The organism is Mesorhizobium sp. LEGMi-168a (assembly GCF_058312955.1).
Map to the genome: position 1 here is coordinate 15,985 of NZ_JBZEGV010000024.1, position 13,419 is coordinate 29,403.

The 13,419-nt window shown below is 56.1% G+C and carries 14 protein-coding genes; 12 read left to right on the plus strand and 2 right to left on the minus strand.

Annotation, left to right across the window (positions count from 1 at the left end; genetic code table 11):
- Window positions 1–2: 2 nt before the first annotated feature.
- From AC4FWB_RS25495 to AC4FWB_RS25505, 3 genes are all read left to right on the plus strand, one after another.
- Window positions 3–542 (plus strand): ubiquitination-like system serine protease family protein, encoded by a 540-nt coding sequence (locus AC4FWB_RS25495; protein WP_491029076.1) that lies wholly within the window; start codon window positions 3–5, stop codon window positions 540–542.
- A gap of 325 nt (window positions 543–867) precedes the next feature.
- The gene (locus AC4FWB_RS25500; RefSeq protein WP_491028998.1) at window positions 868–1,023 is read left to right on the plus strand and encodes a hypothetical protein; all 156 of its coding nucleotides are present in this window, start codon (window positions 868–870) and stop codon (window positions 1,021–1,023) included.
- A 113-nt stretch (window positions 1,024–1,136) separates the two neighbouring features.
- Window positions 1,137–1,499 carry a DUF433 domain-containing protein gene (locus tag AC4FWB_RS25505; RefSeq protein WP_491028999.1) on the plus strand — a complete coding sequence of 121 codons (363 nt, stop codon included), beginning with the start codon at window positions 1,137–1,139 and terminating at the stop codon, window positions 1,497–1,499.
- 149 nt (window positions 1,500–1,648) lie between these two features.
- Here the strand turns inward: AC4FWB_RS25505 and AC4FWB_RS25510 are convergent, their stop codons facing one another.
- Window positions 1,649–1,780 carry a hypothetical protein gene (locus AC4FWB_RS25510; protein WP_491029000.1) on the minus strand — a complete coding sequence of 44 codons (132 nt, stop codon included), beginning with the start codon at window positions 1,778–1,780 and terminating at the stop codon, window positions 1,649–1,651.
- Window positions 1,781–2,599: 819 nt separating this feature from the next.
- Between AC4FWB_RS25510 and AC4FWB_RS25515 the strand changes: the two genes are divergently transcribed.
- From AC4FWB_RS25515 to AC4FWB_RS25535, 5 genes are all read left to right on the plus strand, one after another.
- The gene (locus AC4FWB_RS25515; RefSeq protein WP_491029001.1) at window positions 2,600–4,042 is read left to right on the plus strand and encodes a hypothetical protein; all 1,443 of its coding nucleotides are present in this window, start codon (window positions 2,600–2,602) and stop codon (window positions 4,040–4,042) included.
- Between the two features lie 61 nt (window positions 4,043–4,103).
- Window positions 4,104–4,853, plus strand: a complete 750-nt coding sequence (locus AC4FWB_RS25520) for a hypothetical protein (protein ID WP_491029002.1) — start codon at window positions 4,104–4,106, stop codon at window positions 4,851–4,853.
- A complete protein-coding gene (locus AC4FWB_RS25525) occupies window positions 4,853–6,166 on the plus strand; it encodes a hypothetical protein (protein WP_491029003.1) in 1,314 nt (437 codons plus the stop codon). The genes AC4FWB_RS25520 and AC4FWB_RS25525 overlap by 1 nt, the downstream gene beginning before the upstream one ends.
- Window positions 6,163–7,209, plus strand: coding sequence for an OmpA family protein (locus tag AC4FWB_RS25530; RefSeq protein WP_491029004.1), 1,047 nt, complete (start codon window positions 6,163–6,165; stop codon window positions 7,207–7,209). Before AC4FWB_RS25525 ends, AC4FWB_RS25530 begins: the two co-directional genes overlap by 4 nt.
- Before the next feature lie 58 nt (window positions 7,210–7,267).
- The gene (locus AC4FWB_RS25535; protein ID WP_491029005.1) at window positions 7,268–8,419 is read left to right on the plus strand and encodes a DUF4236 domain-containing protein; all 1,152 of its coding nucleotides are present in this window, start codon (window positions 7,268–7,270) and stop codon (window positions 8,417–8,419) included.
- Between the two features lie 71 nt (window positions 8,420–8,490).
- Here the strand turns inward: AC4FWB_RS25535 and AC4FWB_RS25540 are convergent, their stop codons facing one another.
- Complete coding sequence (locus AC4FWB_RS25540) at window positions 8,491–9,084, minus strand: thermonuclease family protein (protein ID WP_491029006.1); 594 nt, start codon at window positions 9,082–9,084, stop codon at window positions 8,491–8,493.
- 261 nt (window positions 9,085–9,345) lie between these two features.
- Between AC4FWB_RS25540 and AC4FWB_RS25545 the strand changes: the two genes are divergently transcribed.
- The 4 genes from AC4FWB_RS25545 to AC4FWB_RS25560 all read left to right on the plus strand — a co-directional run bounded on the left by AC4FWB_RS25545 (window position 9,346) and on the right by AC4FWB_RS25560 (window position 13,368).
- Complete coding sequence (locus tag AC4FWB_RS25545) at window positions 9,346–9,624, plus strand: hypothetical protein (RefSeq protein WP_491029007.1); 279 nt, start codon at window positions 9,346–9,348, stop codon at window positions 9,622–9,624.
- Window positions 9,625–9,854: 230 nt separating this feature from the next.
- Complete coding sequence (locus AC4FWB_RS25550; RefSeq protein WP_491029008.1) at window positions 9,855–11,069, plus strand: hypothetical protein; 1,215 nt, start codon at window positions 9,855–9,857, stop codon at window positions 11,067–11,069.
- Entirely contained in the window at window positions 11,066–11,512 is a 447-nt protein-coding gene (locus AC4FWB_RS25555) for a three component ABC system middle component (RefSeq protein WP_491029009.1), read from the plus strand. The genes AC4FWB_RS25550 and AC4FWB_RS25555 overlap by 4 nt, the downstream gene beginning before the upstream one ends.
- Window positions 11,509–13,368: a DUF3732 domain-containing protein gene (locus tag AC4FWB_RS25560; protein WP_491029010.1), complete on the plus strand. Its 1,860-nt coding sequence runs from the start codon at window positions 11,509–11,511 to the stop codon at window positions 13,366–13,368. The genes AC4FWB_RS25555 and AC4FWB_RS25560 overlap by 4 nt, the downstream gene beginning before the upstream one ends.
- Window positions 13,369–13,419 lie beyond the last annotated feature (51 nt).

Consider the following 13,419-nt stretch of genomic DNA (forward strand, 5'->3'; position numbering starts at 1 on the left):
TGGTGCTCAGCAAAACGCATGTGGTCCAGTTCAAGGGCACGGTCGAACGTCAGTCCGAGGCCATCGAGCAGGTCAAGCATCCGGGGGACGTTGCGCTAGTGGAGCGCGGCGTGCCGAGATCCATCGTGATGAAATGCCCTGATGGATGCGGGGACGTACTTACCGTCAATCTCGACCGTCGAGCAGGCCCGGCCTGGCGCATCTTTCAGCGTGAAGAGGGACTAACCCTGTTTCCCTCGGTTTGGCGGGACACGGGCTGCGGCGCGCATTTCATCGTCTGGGACAATGTAATTCATTGGACCAATGATACATGGGTTCTCCGACGTAATTCATTGCTCGAAAGGGCGGTCGAAGCCCGTCTCACTCCCGAGTTGGTAAGCTTTGTCGATATTGCGGCGGCGCTGGATGAAGTGCCCTGGTCGGTGCTCGACGCATGCCGATCTTTGGTTATCGCGGGCATAGCGATTGAGGGCAGCGGGGCCCAGCGCTCTAGCTTCCGATTGGCGAGTGATGGCGCACGGATGAAGACGAGGTACTGGTAACTGGACACCGATCCACCGCAGGTGCGCCGTGGCCACTGCGATCTGACAGGCGGAGACTAGAGATCGGGAAACTTGATCTTGTCCTCGTCGAAGGCTTGAATGTCAGAAAAAGAGGTCCTTTTCACGCATTGCGGAAGTAACTGGGTCTTCACGCCTCAGTGATTTCCTGAGCCGCGCAGCAGTCGATCAAGCGCTCTCACGCCCTCCCACTGTGTCGGGATGCTGCCACAACCAGTTCGACGACCCGCGCCGCGCCTCCCTTTCAAGCTATATCCCTTACTCAGGGTAGATCGCGGCTTATATATTCTCTCAAAGGAGAATGATTATGAATGCCGCCGCCCGCGTTTATATCCCGGCTGAAGCCGCCGCCGTGAGCCAGATCGGTATCAAGGCGGTTCACAACGCGTTCGACAAGAAGATCGTCGATACTGTCAGTGGAGACCCCCCGCTCCTGCAAAGAGTATTCGGCGCCGCGCGCTGACGGGGGAGGGCCTGCTGCGCCTCAAGCTCTGGTATGGCGTCGGTTCCACCCTTGCGGCGGAGCGACGTCAGCGGCTGTTCGAGGCGATCAAGGCCCAACCTGACGCCAGGACAGTGAGAGCTGACGATCTGCTGATCGTCGACGTTGCCGAAGCCCAAAAGCAGGTGAATGCCCGCATACGCGATCTCGACGAGGCCGAAGCCATGATTGGCCGGGTGAAGGGGGTGATGGGCGGCGAGCCCGTATTCAAAGGGACACGCATCCCCGTTCGCACGATTGCGTCGATGCTCGCGCAGGGTGCAGATGAGAAAGATCTCCTCGAGGGCTATCCAAGCCTCACCGCGCGAATGATCGAGCTGGCCAGAATATGGGCTACGGCACATCCAACTCGCGGTAGGCCGAAGAAGCTCTCGGATCAGGGTTTGAAGGTCACGTCTTCGAAACGCGCGACGTTGAAGGGTGACCCTCAGCTTTGAATGAGGAAGGCCCGCGTTTCGGCGTGAAGTTCCTCGTCGACGAACGCCTGCACACGTCCCTTGTTGCGGTAGTAGAGGCGCGCGGCCATGAGGCGAGACACGTCAACTGGGTCGGACTGAGCTGAGAGGACCGATTGGGATCTGATGCCTCACATCATCGCCGAGGGCTTCACCTTCGTCACCAACATGCTGGCGATTTCAGGAGACTCTATGCACGCGAGGAAGTTCATGCCGGTTTGCTCATCATCGTTCCCCAGGTAGCACCCGACAAGCAGCGACAATTATTCGAAACTCTCCTGGAGGAACTCGGCATCGACGCGGTCGTCGTGAATGAAGTTACAGAGATCGAACTCGAAGACGGCTGGCAATCATCACCCGTTACGACTTACCGGCCGCGGCCGACTAGGCGAATGCGGCCGAAGATGGGGAACCGGTTACTTCGCTCCAAAAGTATCCGTTCCCTCCGCCCAGCTGATCCATAGCCTGTGGCAGTCTTCTGCTCGTCTGTCCCGGGCAAATACGTCTTATCCAGTTTGTTTTTTCGCAATTTTGCAGCGATCATCGCCGCAGATTGCCGTCTTTGTAAATCGATGGCCTTCTCTCCGCGTTATGCTCGGCAAGCGGGGGTTGTGGAGTTGCGTCACGCATCTCCTAAACATCTGATCGCGCCGGGCAGCGCCGCTGGCACCGTTATTCCGGCATTGCAGCATCTGGGTCCTGTGCGTGCGCGGCGACGCCCTGCAGGTGGGCGCCAGCCAACTATCCGCGAACGACAAGAAGGCACTTTTCGCGGACGCCCCTTAGTCACCTGCATGGATGCGGGAGACGCTCGTCGCCATCGGCAACATCGCAAGCGGCGCCCGTGCTGGATAGGCTTGCTTTCTTGCCTCAGGCGCCGAACGAGACGAGCACAATCGGGCTTCGAGCTTGGCAACTATGGTCCGCCGCAGTCATCAATTTGTCCTCTATCACTCGACTGCTGATGCGGAATCCATCTGTGTGTCGTCCGCTGGATTCTATTTGTCGTAGTTGCCTTTGCTTCCGGCTGTGCATAGAACGCGGTGGGATTGGGTGCCGATAGTTGGGTTGCGGGGCGGTTCGTGGGGTCGAAATTCGAGAAACTGAACAGGCTGCGCGAGTCTTTGCGCGAGTCTAACCATGATTTCCGAGCAAGCACCCAGCTGTTCAGCAGTTTGGACGTCGCGAAGATCGATCGCGATATGGATCTCGCTGGCCGCGGAAAGCAGCGCGGCGAGGCGAACCAGCCTCCAAAGGTCGCTAAGACTCTGGACGATGTCGAACATGCTATCGTCGAACGCGTCGAGGACGAGAAGAAGTCGGCACATCATACTCTAGAGGACAGCCTCCAGCTCCTCAGTGGGCGCCTTGCGAGCCTCGATTTCGAAGAGCAGTTCGGCCTAATCCGTCAGGCAAATGCGGCCAGTGTCTCGGACTTCAAGGCTTCGGTCGCCGTCGGCCTGGATGAACTCCACGGATTGAGGAGGGCTCTTAACGACGCCGAGAAAGAGAACGTCTGGTTTAAGGAGAAGCACGGCCTGGTTCGCGCGGCGCGGGTGCAGCACGGCGCAGCTCACATTTTCCGCGTGTCGTTGCTGCTGTTCCTGTTTCTCATCGAGACCGCGATGAACGGCAACTTCCTTGCCAAGGGTAATGAGCAGGGGTTCTTTGGGGGTATCCTAGAGGCCGCAGCTTTCTCTTTCATCAACATCGGCGCCGCTTTGCTCCTGGCGCTATTCTGTGCTCGCCTGGTCACCCATCGGTCTTTTTTCGTGAAGCTGGTCGGGATTCTCTCGATCCTAATCTATGTCGGCCTGGCCGTGACCATCAACCTGGCGCTGGCCCATTACCGCGAGGTAAGCGGCTCACTCGCAGACGGGGCCGGTGCAGAGGTGATCCGCAATATGATCGCCAATCCAGCAGGCCTCATGGACGTGAAGTCGTGGCTGCTGTTTGCGATGGGTCTTATGTTTTCGATTTTCGCGTTTATCGACGGCTGGTTCGTGCTCGACCCTTATCCAGGTTACGCGGGCGTTGAAAATCGATTGGTTGCTAGGCGAGAGGATTACATCGATCGCAAGAAGGAGTTGATCGAGGAGCTGCAAGACGTTCGCGACGACCACAACGAAAAGGTTGAGGAGATCGTCAAGGAGCTCGGCAGTCGCCGCAGGGAGCACCGCGCCATTGTCGAACACCGTTCGAGGCTCCTGGCACTCTTTATGCAGCATCAGGATCAATTGGAGAGGGCCTGTAACCAGTTGCTCTCCAAGTACAGGGAAGCCAACATCCAGGCCAGGACCGAGCCAGCGCCCAAGCATTTCGGGGCGCCCTACAAGCTGGATCGTATCAGACCCCATGTCTCGAGCGATGGTGAGTGGAGCGAGGGAGACGTTGGCGCATCGATCCGTCAGGCTCAGGAAGAACTCAACGCTCAGGTTCGGCTGATTGGCCAGGAATGCGAGCGAGGGATCGAACAGTACCGCGATCTAGACAAGCTTCATCCCGACAGTGTCAGCAATGGCTAGGCGATCTCGTAGGAGGAGGAAAGGCCAAGCCGGCACGATCGTCGCGGCTGTCGCTCTCGGCATGCTTTCAATCGCGATGTTGGGCGGCTTTGCCTGGATGTGGTCAAAATCTGGAAAGGGTCAGATCGACGCTAACACGAATTGCCCGCTGGACGGCCCTGTCAGCCTGACGGCGGTTCTGGTCGATGCCACAGATCCGATTTCTGCGACGACGATGGCCGATCTGAAGAACGAGTTCCACAAGACCATCGGACGTGTCGAGCCCGGCGGCTATGTGAGAATTTATACGCTGAATTCGGCTCCCGGCGATCTGACCGTAATGTTCGATGGATGCAATCCGGGCGATGGTTCGACCGTGGACAGTTGGACAAACAATCCAGCGCGGCGCCAAAAGAAGTGGGAGAACGCCTTCGGCGATCCCTTGAGCAAGCTCCCGGACGAAATTCCGAATGCGGACCCCGCGAGCCAGTCTCCCATCATGGCGGGCATCCAGAAGATCAAACTGTCGCTCTTCGATAGCAGCTTGGCCAAACAGGGTAGCCGAAAGCATTTGGTGGTCGCCTCGGATATGATCGAGCATACGGCGCTCTATTCGCAGTACCGATCTGGTCTCGATTACAAAAAATATCTCAACAGCGCCGCCGATCGGACCTACGGCACCTCGCTTGAGGGGGTGGACGTCACAATTCTATATATCGACCGGGCAAAGAAGCCATTTCAGTCGCTCGACCACGCCGAGTTCTGGACGCAATGGGTCCAGAACCATCATGGCGAGTTCGAAAAGCTGGTTGGCTTGGAGGGGTTAAACTGATGGCCAGGAAGCGCGACAATTCCCTGCTGGGCCACCCGGGCCTTCCCTTGGTAGTTTTCGCGACGCTGACCCTTGGCGGCTGTGTGTTCATCGCGGTCGCCAAGCTGTCAGGTGTGAACTCTATTGTCGCGGCAGGCATACCGGTATCCCTGATGTTCCTTTATTTGGGCGCGTCGGCCTTCACGGGAAAGCTAAAGCTCCACGATGAACAGACCGGCGACAATCTCTACTACATGGGCTTCCTGTTCACGCTGACGAGTCTCGGGGTGTCGTTGTTTCAGTTCGGCTCGGAAGGCTCGACTGAGACCATCGTCAGGAATTTTGGTATTGCGGTTACGTCGACGATCACCGGCATTGCGCTTCGAATTTTCTACAATCAGATGCGCCGCGATCCGGTGGATATTGAACGAACGGCCAGGCACGAACTCGCCGATATGACCCGGCGAGTTCGGGCCGAGATGGAGAGCGTAACCAGGGAGTTTGCCGACTTTCGCCGCGTCAGCCACCAAATGCTCGAAGAAGGCTTCGCTGAGATCGCTGCTCAGGCTAAGCGGAACGGTGAACACATCAGATCGGCACTTGACACGATAGCGATGGAATCGATCAAGCCAGTCCAGGAGGCGTCAGGCAAGCTCAGCGATGCATTGAAAGACAACTTCGGGCAAGTCGAAAGTCAGTTCTCGTCGATCGCGCAGCGTGTCGAGGCTGCGGCCGATTTGCTCGACAAGGCCAACGGCACGATGTCCTCGTCGGTAAGCAAGCTCGGCGCCCAAGCTGACACAGTGGCCACCAAGCTGGAGAAGGTGATCGTTCCTGATGAGGTGCTGAAAAACGATCTGGCGCCAATGGTCAAGCTCCTGGGCAGCGCCGTCGCGCAGTATGCGGTGAAAACCGAGACGGCGTCGCAGGAGCAGCAAGCTCGGATGTCTGGTCTGGCTGAAGCAGTGGCGAAGGTGGCGACAGGCGTTGAGCGGGCGGCGGCCGCTGCAGAGAAAACCGCAGGGACGGTTCATGCGCAGCAGCGCCTGACCGAAGCGCTTGCTGCGGTCGTGCAAAAGCAAAGCAAGGATACGGCCGAACTCGTTGCGACGCTTGCGCAAAAGAGTCTTCAGGTTTCGCCTGGGAACCATTCCGCGAACGGTTCAGTAGTGATCGAGCCGGGCGGCGCATTGACACCTACGGCCGGAGCCGGTGCAGCGGCGACGATCAAGATCTCCGACAACCCGCCAGGGGATTCCTTCCAAACTTTGAGCGGCACATCGCAGGCAGAGAAGCCTGAACCGCCTAGACGAACGAGCTGGTGGGGCAGGTGAGCGAGGTCGGGGGCACATCAGTCGCTTTTGAGCGAAAAGGTTATGGCCGTGGGCTGATACTTGGCCTGACGATGGCCGAGACAATGCTCCTTTTGGTCTTCTGCCTTCTGCTTGCTGCGGGGGCGATCATTGCCAAGAAACAGAAGGAGGCTGAGGAGGCAATCAAGCTTGCTCAATCCGTTCAGGACAAAGTTCGGAAGCTCGACGAGGAAAACAAGCGGCTGCTTGCTCAGCTAAATGCGTTTAAGCCCGCGACGGGACGCAATGTGCCCGACCAGGAATGGCGTGAACTGGTCTTGGCTAAGGAGACCGTCGAAACGATCAAAAAGGCTGGGCTTACGGTCGAGGAGGTGGTGAAGAGGGCGCCGATCACCAAGGTTCTTTCCGAAAACGATATCGACGTCACCCAAGCCAAGGTGATGATGGAGCACATGAAGGTGCTGAAGGAGTATGGCTATGTCGGCGCCGGCAAGACAGCGGAGGACCTCTCGGATGCCTTGAAGAAGGCAAACGAGACCAAGGTTGCCGCCAAGCCACACGATTGGCCACCCATCATAAGCCTCAGCGAACTTGACGGCTATAATTTTGAATCTGGAAGCGCCGAGCTTTCCCACGGCTTCAAGACGAAGCTGCGTGATCTGTCGAAGACCATTGCCAACATTGCGACCGCATACGGCGTCGACGTTATCGAGGTGATTGGCCACACGGACGAGCAGGCAATGTCCGGCGAGTCATCGAACATGGACAAGGGTCTTCAGCCGGTCCTGGCTCATAAGGTGGAGATCGGAACCCTTCATCCCGCGGACAACGCCGGTCTTGGACTGGCGCGGGCGATCTCGGTGACGAGCATACTTCGCGACATGCCCGAGCTGAAAGGTTTCACCATACTGCCAATGTCTGGGGGGCAGCTGATACTGCCCGGCGACCGGCTTACCGACGGAGAACAGGCCGGCGACGTGAAGGCAAGGCGACGGATTGAAATCAGGGTGAGGCAGCGGTCGCGCGAAACAGACGTTGCGCCGGCTGGGGGATCGAAGACATAGGTCGTGGCGGGTGCTGGTGAGCTAGGTGTGCACAGCATAGAGCTGGGGGGCTGAGGGGATGAGGTTTTACGTTCGCAAATCGGTTAGCGCCGGACCGTTCCGGTTCAACTTCTCATCGGGCGGAGTTGGCGTCTCTGTCGGCGTAAAGGGCCTTCGCATCGGGACGGGACCACGAGGCCACTACATCCATGCGGGCGCCGGCGGTCTCTACTATCGCGGCACGCTTGGAAAAGCCGGCACGAAAAAGGTTGTCCAGCAGCAGTCAGCTCACACGCGTCAAGCACAGCTGCAACCGTCGGCGCCAGAATACGTCACTGACGGCGTCGTGATGAGAGAGATCGAGTCCGGCGACGTGATGGATATGCGCGATGAAACGTTTGCCAATGTGCTCGACGAAATCAACGCCGCGCAATCGCGGACACGGCTCTCCGTAGGGCTCGCGATTTTAGCGGGGATAGCGGGCTTCCTTGTTGGGGCCAAGCTCGGAGGTGCTGCACCGTTGTTGGGCGTCGCCGCCTTTCTACCGGGCATGCTGATCGGCAGATGGTTTGACGGCTATCGCCGGGTGAGCGTGCTCTATTATGATCTCGAACAGGACGCCGAGGCTGCCTACGGGCGCCTTGTCAGTGCCTTTGAAACGCTCACGCGTTGCGCGGGAAGATGGCATGTGGCGGCCGGAGGCATGATTCAGGACCTGACAACTTGGAAACGCAACGCTGGGGCAAGCATGCTGGTCGACAAAAAGACCACGACACTTGAAAGCACGTTGCCCAAAGTTGTTCGTTCGAACGTGACGCCGCCTTCAATCCATGTTGGCCGGCAAGTGCTCTTTTTCATGCCGGACCTTGTCTTGGTTAAAGACGGAAATCGCTACGGCGCCGTCGGATATGGCGATCTTCAGACGCAATTTGCTCCGAGCAAACTTATTGAGACCGGCAAGGTTCCATCCGATGCTGAGGTCGTTGGGCACACCTGGGCCCACCCGAACAAGAGCGGTGGGCCGGACCGGCGCTTCAAAAACAACAGGCAGATCCCCGTGTGCCGCTACGAAGCTTTGCGGCTTTCAAGTGCCACCGGATTGAACGAACTGGTTGAATTCTCGAAAACGAATGTCAGCCAGCCGTTCTGTCAGGCGCTCTCTGCGCTCGCGCAGCTGCACCGAAGCTCAGATACCCGGACGATAACGATAGAAGCGCATCCAAATGCATAAGCTAGGCGGAGGCGGCCTAGTCCCTAGCTAAGCTACTGCCGCTCCGGCGCTAAAAGGTGGACCACGAACAATCAGCAGAGGCCTTCACAGGGGACTCCGTCCCCATCTCGATCGAGCTTGGGGCCCCAAGAGCAATTGTTGAGATACCAGTGCGCTTCCTCACACGACGAGACCTGGGAGCAATAGCGTCGGGGTTGGCATGAATAGCTCTGCGCTACTTGGCCGGGGTTGAGGAGTCTCAGTTGACGATGCGTTGCCGGCTGCGAATTGTCGGCATGCTCCGCGCGCCAGTCCCATGGTGCTTCGAAAGTGCCAACCCAGACTCCAACCTTAGCTGACTCGGCCGCGGTCTGTTGTTTCGCGTACACCCCGTGGCTGTACCGAGGCCAGTCGAGAGCCTGGCCCTGCTCCACCATCCAGGAAGCGACGCTCATCCCGTCCGCCCGGCGACAATCACCAACGAAGCGATGGTAACGATCCCACGTCACGAAAGTGCACTCGACCGGCCGAGAGGCGGACAGGAAACCGTCTAAAGCTTCGGCAGACCGACGCCCACAAGGATACTCCACGCCGTTTGCATCCCTGCAGAACTGGCGGCTTTCAGGTGCATCGATGCCGTTGAAGCGGATGCGCTGACCATGGATTTCGATTGTGTCCCCGTCCACAACAGAGGCTACGCCCGTAATCGCCGCTGGTTTCGAGGCGGTCCAGTTTGCTATGATTGCGCCAGTTTGGGCGTGGATGTACCCGAGCCTAGAATAGGTATAGACAGCGACTATTGCCAAAGCCGCGAGAGAGAGTGCAAGTATCCAGATCTGAGATCTGCGACTAGAGAAAACTGGCCGACCTTGCTTGGAGTGAGGCCGACGCCGGCGGGAGTGACTATTGCTCCTCAATTTCAACCCCTTGCGCGAGGAAGGCGAGCCATGGATATCAAGCCTTTCCTCTCGCTACTTGCTCCTTTTTTATGTCATAGCGTTTCGGCCGAGACATATGCAAGGGAGAAGCGTTCGGGACGAGTTTTCAAAGCTATGCTTTGTTACGTCGAAATTGCCAGCACGATTCGGTGCGCGCTTGACGCCTCCATTCCAGTCGTTGAGCACGTAGTGCTGGAATCCCAGAAGCCGACACGTATGCGCACCGCGGAGGAGGCTTCCATCGGCAGCGGCCGGACGTTCGACATCCTGGATCAGATCGAAGAATAACGACCTGGTGGTCATGGCCACGGAAGAAGCGAGGGGCGAAATCATCGAGGGCATCCGGCGCTAGGCTGGGCGAGCGTCGGAAGTGAGGCGAAGTCAGCGATTGAATCGGTTAAATTGATATGGGTCTTAGCTCCAAATTTCATTGTTAGTAAATTGAAATAGCGATGTGCAGCTGCTAGGTGTGGGGGTAATAACTAGGGGCGTGTTTTCTCGAATTCTGTTGGTAGGCCATGAGCGGAAGGTCGCGTGTCGATACGACTAGCGCAGAAGATAAATCAATTGGTTTCGACTACCAGTACTATTACTTTCTAAACGAGCTGCTAAATCTAAGAATCGGCCAAGTCGTGGGCTTGGAGGTTTTAGATGATGTCCATATCGAGCGCCCAGATGGCACTATTCTACTTGTTCAGCTGAAGCACACAGTTCAGATGAGCGCACAGGGCGTTCCTATCAACCTTACGACGATGGACAGTGATCTTTGGAAATCGATTTCGAACTGGTGCAAATTGATCGTCGACCCGGCGGATGGACGGGCGTCCGTGGTTTCTCAGCTTGCCTTCCTCAAAAAGACCAGCTTCCTGCTCGCATCCAACAAGTCACAAAACGACAAAAATGCCCTCCTGATATCCATTGAAGCCTTCAAAGCTACCACTAAGAGTCATGCTGAGCTTGTCGCTGACATCACGTCGCTAAAGGCGAAAAGCAAAGACCAGGTGATTCAAGGCTACATCGATGACGTGCTTTCACTCGACGTCGCCGTGTCAGAGACGTTTTTTGAGCACTTGTCGTTCGCTTTGGGGAAGGACGAAATCATCAACCTGTGCAGAGCGTCCATCGCGGAGAAGCAGATACACCAATCCCGTATTGACGACGTTTTTCACGCCATCGACTCAGAGGTACGGCAAAATTCCTACGCCACCGTCAAGGCAGGGCAGAAAATCACGATCAGCTTTGACGAATTCACCCAGAAATACCGACGGTATTTCGATAAAGCTCGGAGCGGCGGTCTGCTTTTCAGGAAATTTCCGCCTGTTTTGCCGGACAATCTCCTCGACCAGACGTTCATCAAGCAATTGGTAGATATCAATGACATCTCGGAGGATAACATTGAGTTTCATACGAAGTTCACCACCAGGCGGCTGCACTTTCGCGATAACGTGGAACGACTGGTCCAGGACGGGGATATCACCCAATCCGATATCGACGATTTGGAGGAAGAGGCTTCCGTCATGTGGGAAGGCAAGTTCCTCGAGGCCTACTCAGGCCAAAAGTCAACTGGTGACGAGGGTGCATCTGCCCGTGCGATTGTCGGAGATTTGCGGCAGAGAAAGCTGACGCTTGCTTCGCAGGAGCTTCCGATACCCATGAGCCATGGGGGGTTCTACGATCTCTCTGATCGACCGGTGATTGGCTGGTTGAGCGACTGGAAAGACCGCTATAAGTGAAATTCAGTTCATATTACAACAACATGGGGATCAATGCGTTCGCGATCTCATCTGTCCTGAAAGAAGCAGGGTTTCTAACTCTTCCCAAAATCTCGCTGATTTTGCCAGTTGTTGCGCATCGCCAGATGGTGACAACGCTTGCCCATGGCAGTTTCCGATTTGTTAGCTTTGAGCACTACCTAATTGATAACATCGAATTCTTCTACAATTTTAACGAGCGATACTTGGCGTCGCTTACTCCGACCGTCAATGCTATCCAATTTTTGTATGAGATTGGCGTCGTCCAATTGAAAGATGACGGTGCGGTGATTGCATCTGAATTACCCTTCGACGCCTCGATGGGCAAACGCGCCGAGCGTCTGAAGCGTGCTTCAGCCAACATAGCTGCCCTGGTCTCGGGCAATGCTGAAGTTTTTTACCTCAATGCGAGGATCGAGCTGTGAAATTCTACATTGAAAGCCTGCACCTTTGGCTCCGTAGTGGGCAAAGAAGGTCTGTAACCTTCTTACCCAACAAGGTGAATGTCATAACCGGTGAAAGCCACACCGGTAAGACTGCCATCCTGGACATCGTCGATTACTGTATCTTCGCAAGCAAGCATCGAATCTCTGAGAGCATTATCAACGAAAATGTCCTCTGGTACGGACTCCGCATTCACGTGAACGACAAAGTCTACACGCTGGCGAGACGAGCGCCGATCGGGACAAGCCCGTCGTCCGAATATTACTTTTCATCGGTGGGGGAGGTGCCAGAAGCCGCGCCGAGCCCGAACGTCAGCGAGAGCGTCTTGAAGAAGCAATTGAGCGCTGATTTCGGTATCGACCAAGACGTCAAAATTCCATTTGGTGGAAGAATGCTGCAGACCGGCTCTCGGGTGTCGCTGCGATATTTCCTGCTCTTCAACACGATATCGCAAGACATAATCACTCACAGCGATCAGTTTTTCGACAAACAGAACGAGCCTCGCTACCAAGAGGCGTTACCACGCATATTCGATATTGCTGTGGGGATCGACACGGTCGAAAACATACTGAAGCGAGAGAAGCGCGCGGAGTTGGAGCGAAACCTCGCCCGCCTGCAAAAACTGGCGGCGAAGACCCAGGAGAAGCGCGATCAGTTTAATGCGCAACTGGCGGAAACCGTCGCCCGAGCTAAAGGCTATGGACTAGTCGCCGACAATATGGACGCTGATGCTTCGGTCACCGCGTTGAAGCGAATGGTGACCGAGCGGGAAACCGGCTCCGCTCTGCATGTATCCGCGCAGTATGAGGAAATTTCTTCGCAGATATACCGAGTTTCTCGAAAAGTCAGGGGGCTTCGCAAATTCGCTTCGGAGTACGGAAATCATAAGGCTAGGCTCAAGGAGACAGCGGATAGCCTCCAGCCCGTTGAATATCTGATGAGGAACTACGAGGAGACGGTTCGGACCTCCGTATTCGACGACATCCTTAGGAACCTTTCCGGGGGTCTACAGCAGATTAAAGACGCTACTGCTCGAAAGACGCCGTTGGACAGCAACATCTCCGAAATTATCAAGGCATTGGAATCTCAGCGCCAGAAGCTCGAAAAAGACCTTCAAGCACTTCCCGCCGAGATGGAGAGCTTCGAGACCGACAAAGATAAGTATATCTTCATCGGCGAAACGAAGGCCAAGCTTGAGCTGTATGGCGACCCAGAGTCAGAAAAGGCTCCAGGCAACAGCGAGTTGATCGCAAAACTGGAAGCTGAAATCGAAGACCTCGCTGTGTCACCTGTCAACGACCGGCAAGAGCTGTTCACCAAGGCCCTTGATGAAGCAATCCAGGATTATATTTCTCTAACGAAGGCAGCGCTCGGGAACTATGGCGAATATCGTTCCGCCTTCAATTACTCGGAAAAGAAGCTTCATCTGCGCAAGCCCAGAACAGCATCGACCGAGAACGTCGGCAGCAGTTCCAACCACATGTTCCTTCACATGTTTCTGTTCCTTGGGCTGCATGAACTGATTATGCGGAACGACGGCATTCACGTGGCACCATTCCTGATTATTGATCAGTTCTCCAGGCCTTACTGGGGCGAGGATGATCAGAATGACGGGGAGGGCGAGAAGGACGTCGACCAGAGCGATGTCGCAAAGGTCAAGTTGGCACTAGAGCTTTTGGACCAGTTCATAACGACGGCAAATGAAATGGGAAAAGAGTTCCAGATAATCGTCTTCGAGCACATTAATCCGCGATATTGGGGCGGGCTCAAGAACGTGCACCTAGTTGAAATTTTCCGAGATGGAAACGCCCTGATCCCGGTTTCCCGGGTGGACTAGGGAGCATCGGGCACGAATGTCTACTAATGTGGACGGAACCGGACTGACAGC

Coding starts and splice junctions, on each gene's coding strand:
- AC4FWB_RS25500 (WP_491028998.1), top strand. CDS start 868: ATGAATGCCGCCGCCCGCGTTTATATCCCGGCTGAAGCCGCCGCCGTG.
- AC4FWB_RS25520 (WP_491029002.1), top strand. CDS start 4,104: ATGCTTTCAATCGCGATGTTGGGCGGCTTTGCCTGGATGTGGTCAAAA.
- AC4FWB_RS25525 (WP_491029003.1), top strand. CDS start 4,853: ATGGCCAGGAAGCGCGACAATTCCCTGCTGGGCCACCCGGGCCTTCCC.
- AC4FWB_RS25535 (WP_491029005.1), top strand. CDS start 7,268: ATGAGGTTTTACGTTCGCAAATCGGTTAGCGCCGGACCGTTCCGGTTC.
- AC4FWB_RS25545 (WP_491029007.1), top strand. CDS start 9,346: ATGGATATCAAGCCTTTCCTCTCGCTACTTGCTCCTTTTTTATGTCAT.
- AC4FWB_RS25550 (WP_491029008.1), top strand. CDS start 9,855: ATGAGCGGAAGGTCGCGTGTCGATACGACTAGCGCAGAAGATAAATCA.